The sequence below is a fragment of the Methylophaga sp. UBA4204 genome (assembly GCF_002379485.1).
GTDB lineage: Bacteria > Pseudomonadota > Gammaproteobacteria > Nitrosococcales > Methylophagaceae > Methylophaga.
In genome coordinates this window covers 34,604-42,042 of the sequence record NZ_DFTU01000022.1, presented here as the reverse complement: position 1 = coordinate 42,042, position 7,439 = coordinate 34,604, and the positions used below count along the sequence as shown (strand labels likewise).

At 47.7% G+C, this 7,439-nt stretch carries 4 protein-coding genes and 1 pseudogene; 4 read left to right on the top strand and 1 reads right to left on the bottom strand.

Annotated features, from left to right (window positions below; translation table 11 throughout):
- The 3 genes and pseudogenes from B3182_RS03085 to recD form a co-directional block, all read left to right on the top strand.
- Positions 1 to 1,137: pseudogene (locus B3182_RS03085) on the top strand (exodeoxyribonuclease V subunit gamma); the annotation flags it as partial.
- A complete protein-coding gene (gene recB / locus B3182_RS03080) occupies positions 1,134 to 4,610 on the top strand; it encodes an exodeoxyribonuclease V subunit beta (RefSeq protein ID WP_292353970.1) in 3,477 nt (1,158 codons plus the stop codon). The pseudogene B3182_RS03085 and the gene recB, both read left to right, overlap by 4 nt.
- On the top strand, positions 4,607 to 6,349 hold the full coding sequence (gene recD / locus B3182_RS03075) for an exodeoxyribonuclease V subunit alpha (RefSeq protein ID WP_292353972.1): 1,743 nt from the start codon (positions 4,607 to 4,609) through the stop codon (positions 6,347 to 6,349). The genes recB and recD overlap by 4 nt, the downstream gene beginning before the upstream one ends.
- Positions 6,350 to 6,357: 8 nt before the next feature.
- Here the strand turns inward: recD and B3182_RS03070 are convergent, their stop codons facing one another.
- Positions 6,358 to 6,795, bottom strand: coding sequence for a YhcB family protein (locus B3182_RS03070; RefSeq protein WP_292353974.1), 438 nt, complete (start codon positions 6,793 to 6,795; stop codon positions 6,358 to 6,360).
- Positions 6,796 to 6,993: 198 nt separating this feature from the next.
- Here B3182_RS03070 and B3182_RS03065 point away from each other — a divergent pair.
- Positions 6,994 to 7,439: helicase HerA-like domain-containing protein (locus B3182_RS03065; RefSeq protein ID WP_292751487.1), on the top strand; the 446-nt coding region annotated here is incomplete at its 3' end.

Sequence of the window (7,439 nt, the reverse complement as noted above, 5' to 3'; positions counted from 1 at the left end):
GGGGCCAGTATTCATGATAACTCGCCGATCCCAACGTCGGTGCTGGTCAGTGATTTTGCCGATGTGCTTAACAGGCGCTTTCAGACCGTTGACGGCACTGATATCTGGGAGCAGTTACTTACACGACATCCCTTACAGGCGTTTAGTCCACGCTATTTTTCGGGGCAGGGTGAAACATTATTCAGTTTTAATACTGAAGCCTGTCCACCAGTACAAAAACTGTCTGAAGCAACAAACTGGTTTGCCGGACCACTGCCTGAAGCTGATGAAAGCTGGCGCTTTGTCAGTCTGCATCAACTGATCAGCTTTTTCAGTCATCCGGCAAGATTTCTGGCCCAGCAGCGACTGGGTATCAACTTTGAAAATGATGATGCGACGCTGGAAATTCGTGAACCATTTGTTTTAAATGGACTGGAAGCCTGGTCTGTCCGGCAACAAATGCTGGAGGGCAGATTAAACGCACTGGATAAAGCGCAGATCCAACCAGTGATACAGGCGACAGGGGTATTACCACAAGGACATTTTGCCGATTTGTTATTTGATCAGCAGATGGAAACGGTCGATGCCTTTACTGATAAATTACAACCGTTAACCAGCTCTCAGCCAATGCAACCATTGGCCTTTGAATTTGATCTTGGTGACTTCACCTTGACCGGCCAGCTTGAGGGACTTTCAACATCCGGGCTGTTGCATTACCGGCTGGCAAAAATGAAAGCCAAGGATCTGTTAGGTTTGTGGTGTTCGCATTTGGTGTTGAATTGTGTCAGCCCTGAAGGTGTGGCCTTACAAAGCCAATTACAATGTGAAGACAACTATCTGCAACTGAACCCTGTGAACGAGCCGGAACAATTGCTGGCCGATTTATTAGCGATTTACTGGCAAGGTTTACATCAACCGATTTCACTATTGCCACAAACCAGCATGGCTTATGCTTTAGCAGAATTGAATGCCGGAAAAGCCGATCCGGAGAAAGAAGCGTATAAAGCCTGGCAATCCTCAAGATTTCACCAGGGTGAAGAGTCTGATCCCTATCATCAATTACTGTTCAACGAATTACCGTTGAATGATCAATTCCGCGACCTGGCGCTGCGAGTGTATGAGCCTTTATGGGATGCGCTGCAGGGAGACAAGCTATGAAACAGTTTGATCTGCTGCAAACACCACTTCACGATGTCAATCTGATTGAGGCCAGTGCCGGCACCGGCAAAACCTTTACTCTGGCCGGCTTGTATCTGCGTTTGATTCTCGAACATCAGCTCAATGTCGATCAGATTCTGGTGGTCACCTATACCCGAGCTGCAACACAGGAGTTGCGGGATCGTCTGCGGAAAAAACTCAGTGATGAACGCAAGCTGATTCTGAATGAACAGCCACACCGCAACGAAGATTTGAAACGACTGGATCTGGCGATTCAGAGTTTTGACGAAGCGGCGATTTACACCATTCACAGTTTCTGTCAGCAGGTGCTGAAAGACTTTGCCTTTGAGTCTGGCAGCCCGTTTGAAATGGATTTGATTGGTGATGACCGTGAGTTATTACTCTCCGTCACCGATGACTTCTGGCGACAAAATGTGGTGCAGGCGGATAGCGATTTCAGTGCCTATTTACTGGCCAGAAAACAAACTCCGGAAAGCCTGCTGCAATCGATCCGTAATCTGGTGGCGAAACCCTATCTGCAGATTCAGTCGTTACCGGAAGTTGACGCAGAGGCGATCACCGAAGCATTGAATAATGCCTTCTCACATGCCAGCCAATGCTGGCAAAAAGAGTCTGAACAGATTACTGCCTTTCTGCACAGTGGTGGTCTGAGCAAAACCAGTTACAAACCTGAGAAAGTTGAAAGACTGCTGGTTCTGCTACAACTTGTTTTCAATGAACAATCCTGTCCGTTAGCCTGGGATGAACTGCTGGAGTTGGCCACGCTGGAAAAAGCCGAGGCCAGTTTGAAAAAAGGCACGGCGTTACCAGAGCTGAGATTCTGGTCAGCCATGGATACGTTAAAACAGCGTTATCAGGATTTGCACAATGTTCGAGCATTGCAATTACAGCAATTACGCCTGCAATTGCTGAGCTATATCCGGGAACAACTGCCACAACAGAAAATCCAGCAGCAGGTGCAGTCCTACGATGATCTGCTAATCAATCTTGCTCAGGCACTGCAAGGTCCGCAAGGTGAGTGGCTCATTACACGATTGCGTGAACAGTTCAGGGCTGCCTTGATTGATGAGTTTCAGGATACCGATCCGGTGCAGTACGATAACTTCCGGCGGGTTTTTGCTGACAGTGGCCTGCCGGTGTTTTTTGTCGGCGATCCCAAACAGGCGATCTACAGTTTCCGTGGCGCCGATATTTTCACCTACCTCAAAGCGAAACAGGATGCAGATGAAACCTATACCTTAGGTAAAAACTGGCGCTCACATATTTCATTGGTCGGCGCAGTTAATCGCCTGTTTATGCAAACCGCTACGCCGTTTATTTATGAGCAAATCCCGTTTGTTGAAGTGGATGCTTCGCGTGATCAAAAGCCGGCTTTGCAAGTCGATGAAGGTGAACAGGCGGCCTTGCAGTTCTGTTTTGTGGAAAGCGACAAACCGTTAAACATTGACCCGATGAAAAGCACGGCAGTCGAAGTGACTACTAACGAAATTGCCCGCTTACTGAATCTCGCTGCCGACAATAAAGCTCGATTGCTGGATGAAGACAGTCAACAGACAAGACCGCTTACAGGTGGCGATATTGCCGTATTAGTGCCCAGCCATGCTCAGGCCGAATTGATTCAGCAGGCATTACGGCGTCGAGGCATTAACAGTGTGCAGCAGGGTAGGGAAAATGTGTTTGCTTCCCGGCAGGCTGCCGATCTGTCCTGCTTAATGCTGGCATTGGCACAGCCCGATCATCATCAACGACTCAGCACAGTATTGGCAGGTCCATTATTTCAGTACTCTGCGGAAGATCTGTATGCGATTCAGCAGGATGAATTACGTTGGAATGCATTAATGGATCAGCTGCAATTGTTACAGCAACGCTGGCAGCAATCGGGTTTTATGGCGATGTTCCGGTCATTGTTGCAGCTGGATAATGGTCTGCAACGGTTACTTGAACAGGCGGATGGCGAACGGCAGTTAACCAACTTTCTGCATCTTGCCGAATTAATCCAGGCTGAATCCGCCCGGCAGAATAATCATATTGAAGCAGTGAATCAGTGGTTTGCCAGACAGCAGGAAGCCAGTGCGACAGAAGACGAAACAGCACAGTTGCGACTGGAAAGTGATGCGGCGCTAGTCAAAATCATGACCATTCATTCGAGTAAAGGGCTGGAATATCCGATTGTATTCTGTCCATTTAACTGGACGGCAAAATTCAATCGAACCAAGACGGATATCGTTGAATTTCATGATCCACAAAATCAGCATCAACCCAGTGTTGCATTGGCCGAACCGCTTTTATCCAAAGCGCAGTTAGTGGCAGAACAGGAGCAACAGGCTGAATCATTACGTCTGTTGTATGTAGCGTTAACCCGTGCCAGAGAACGCTGTGTAATTGTCTGGGGCAATGTCAGAGATGTGCAGAAATCCGCTCTCTACCAACTTTTGCATGGTGAAAGTTCAGAAGACATGCATGAAGATTTACAACGTCTGGCATCCAGCAGTGCTGGCAGTATTGCTGTGATCCAGTATCAGCCCCAGCCAGCCGTTATATATCAGTCTGCTCAATCAGACACGGCAATTTATCAGGCTCGTCGCTTTAAAGGCGAAATCCATAAACCTTGGCGGATTGGCAGTTTTTCGTTGTTAAGTCGAGGCCATGTCTCAGAACAACCCGATTACGACGCTGAACCGGTGACGGTAGAAACCGAGATGGTCTTACAACGGAGCAGCAAAGATCGATTTGGCTTTGAACGGGGGCGTCAGGCCGGTAATTTCCTGCACAAATGTCTGGAAAATATTGAATTTGATTCAGCTGATAACAGCCAAATCAGCCAAACGGTATCGCGTTTACGGCCACAGTTTGGTCTGGATTTAAACTGGACTGAAGTGGTTACTGACTGGTTGCAGGCGGTGTTGCAGACACCATTGAATGCTGACAATGGTGTGCGATTATCTGATTTACCGGCAAGTCAGCGGATTAATGAAATGGCGTTTTATTTTCCGGTGGCCGGTTTGAATGTGGCCGGCTTAAAAAATGCGTTGCAGCAGACGGCCAAAGATTCTATCTGGCAGAAACTGGCAGCCGATCTGCACTTTCACGAACTCACCGGCTTTATGAAAGGCTTTATCGATCTGGTATTTGAATATGAGGGCCGTTTTTATGTGGCCGACTATAAATCCAATCACTTGGGGTCAGAACAGTCACAGTATCAAGGTGAAGCCTTGCAGAATGCGATGCTCAGTCATGGGTATCCGTTGCAATATCTGATTTACAGTCTGGCGTTACATCGACATCTGCAACAACGTTTACCGGATTATAATCCGGAACAGCATTTTGGTGGCGTTTACTACCTGTTTTTACGTGGCATGCAGCCGGAGTGGTCACAAACCGGTGTGTTTTTTGATCGGCTGGACAGGACATTACTGGAAGCAGTGGATCAGCTTATGGCAGGTGTTCAATGAATGCCTTAAAACTACTGCGAGAAGCGGGATTTTCCGAGCTGGCTTATCAGTTTGCAGCCTATATTAGCCGTCAGCAACAGAATGAAGAGCCAATCGTTACCCTGACGGCTGGACTACTAAGCGAAACCATTAGTGAAGGGCATGTGTGCCTGAATCTGAATGACTTCCAATCACTTAATCCGGTTATTCAGAGCGCGATTCCTGAAGCCTCACTGTGGTTGGAGCTTCTGCAAAACAGTGAGGTTATCGGTGCTCCTGGCGAATTTAAACCTTTAGTACTGACATCCGATGGCTTGTTATATCTATATCGCTACTGGCAGTCAGAACAACAGGTAGCAATTGCCATACAAAGGCGATTGAAGGACGGGGACACCCTGCCAGCAGCAGAAAATCTGTCGACATTTATGGTGGAGTGGCAAAATAATCTGCCCGATACCGACTGGCAGAAAGTTGCGGTATTAAGTGCGTTACGCCGACAGTTGTGTGTGATTTCAGGTGGTCCAGGCACCGGGAAAACCACGGTGGTGTTAAAAATTCTGCAATGTCTGCAATTAAACGACGATAAACCACGGGTAGCTTTGGCGGCCCCGACAGGAAAAGCTGCGGCTAGACTGCAACAAGCAATCAGTCAGCATACTGGTGAGCAATATGTTGCTAAAACGCTGCATCGCTTACTGGGCATCAGTGCACGTTTTGATCAGGGGCGCTATTCAGCAGAGCGTCCATTGCCGGTTGATATGCTGATTGTTGATGAAGCGTCGATGATTGATATCAATCTGATGGCAATTACACTGAAAGCCTTACCATTGCACGCAAGGTTGATTTTATTGGGCGACAGTGATCAATTAGCCTCAGTGGAATCCGGCGCAGTACTCGCTAACTTATGTGCCGACACACCGGATTTTTCGGCTGATTTCCGATCCTGGGTGAAACAGATCAGCGAAATAGAGCTACCGGTTTCGAGAGATGACAATCCCTTGCAGGATTCGCTGGTCAAATTAAAGCACAGCTATCGTTTTGCAGCGGGAGGGCAGGTCGGTCAACTGGCTCAGGCAGTCAATAGAGGAGATGCTGAACAGGTAACGGATTTATTGGTAAATCAATCCTTATCCGCCTTAACTGTGCCCTCAACAGAGAATATCCAGGCCCAGTTACTCAACGGATATCAGCATTTTATTGAGACTATCGAAAAACGGGCAGATGCGGTGAGTTGTATTCAGGCATTTGAAGCGTATCGGATGCTTTGTGCGGTGAAAAATGGAGCGCAATCGGTGTATTCGGTGAATCAACTGATGAGCCAGCTTCTGGCAAAACGTGGCTGGAGAACAGCGCAGCCATATTATCCGGGGCGGCCAGTGATGATTACGCAGAATCATTATCGGCAGAATCTGTTTAATGGTGATATTGGTTTGGTTTTGCCGACTGCCGAAGGGGAACTGCAGGCCTGTTTTCTATTCGGTGAGGAGTTACGCTGGTTGCCATTAAGCCGTTTACCGGCCCATGAAACAGTGTTTGCGATGACGGTACATAAAAGCCAGGGATCAGAGTTTGACCACGTCTCACTGTTATTACCCCAGGAAGATTCGGTCGTGTTAAGTCGGGAGCTGGTTTATACCGCGCTTACCAGAGCAAGGCAAAACGTGAATATCCTGTCGACACAGCCTGTTTTGCAGCAGGCAGTATTACGTCGACATCAAAGGGAAAGCGGATTGGCGCGGTTACTCGCCAATATCCGCTAGACGATTTGTTAATAATCCTTTTGTACAGCCGTCGGGTTTACCTTGCTGTAATCGGGGTTAGGTTTTAAATCTTCTGTCAGCTCGGGTGGGATATGTTTATTGGCATCCGGACCATCCAGTAATGCACCGGCACGATCGGGTAATACTTTGCGTTCGGTGAAATTACCAAGCTTGTCATAACCTTCAGTCAGATGATCAAACATTTCTTTGTAAGGTGCTGCAATTGATACAAACAGATTGGCTGTTTTTTCGTGATAGGCATGCACTTCTTCTCGATAGGCATCCAGTTCGGCTTGCGTCTGCGCTAATTGACGTTCATGCGCCTGGGTCAGTTGTTTCATCTGTTCCGGGCTGCCAACGGGTTGCCGCCGACCCAACAGAAACCCCAAAATACCTGTAATTACTGCTGCAACAATGCCGATGGCCCATATTTCGATTGATGTCATGACAAATCCCTAATGAAATCTTTACTAAAAAGCTTATTATTTAACGTTACGATGTGGCAGAAAGTCTGCTGTGACTGACTACAGCATAGCTTGCATCAGAATAGTCCGCAAACCGATAAGCTGATATACGAGACATTTAAAGTGTTTAATATCCCATCAGGATTTCGAGACCGAATTGGCACAGATTAAGGAGAGCATATGGCACAACCCATGTTTGTAGGACAGGCTGAGCTACCGGTTTTTTTGTTACCCCAAATGGCCAACCGTCACGGTCTGGTGGCTGGAGCTACTGGCACCGGGAAGACCGTGACCCTTCAGGGACTTGCTGAAGCTTTCAGTAATATTGGTGTACCCGTGTTTGCTGCGGATATTAAAGGCGATTTATCTGGTATTAGTCAGCCTGGTAAACCGCATCCTAAAATCAGTGAACGTGTCACCTTAATGCAGCTGGAGGACTTTCAGTTTTCGGGATTTCCAACCACCTTTTGGGATGTGTTCGGTGAACAGGGGCATCCTGTTCGTACCACCATTTCCGATATGGGCCCATTACTGTTATCCCGGTTGATGAATCTCAACGATACGCAGCAAGGTGTGTTAACACTGATATTCCGGGTAGCGGATGATAATGGCTGGCTGGTGTTGGA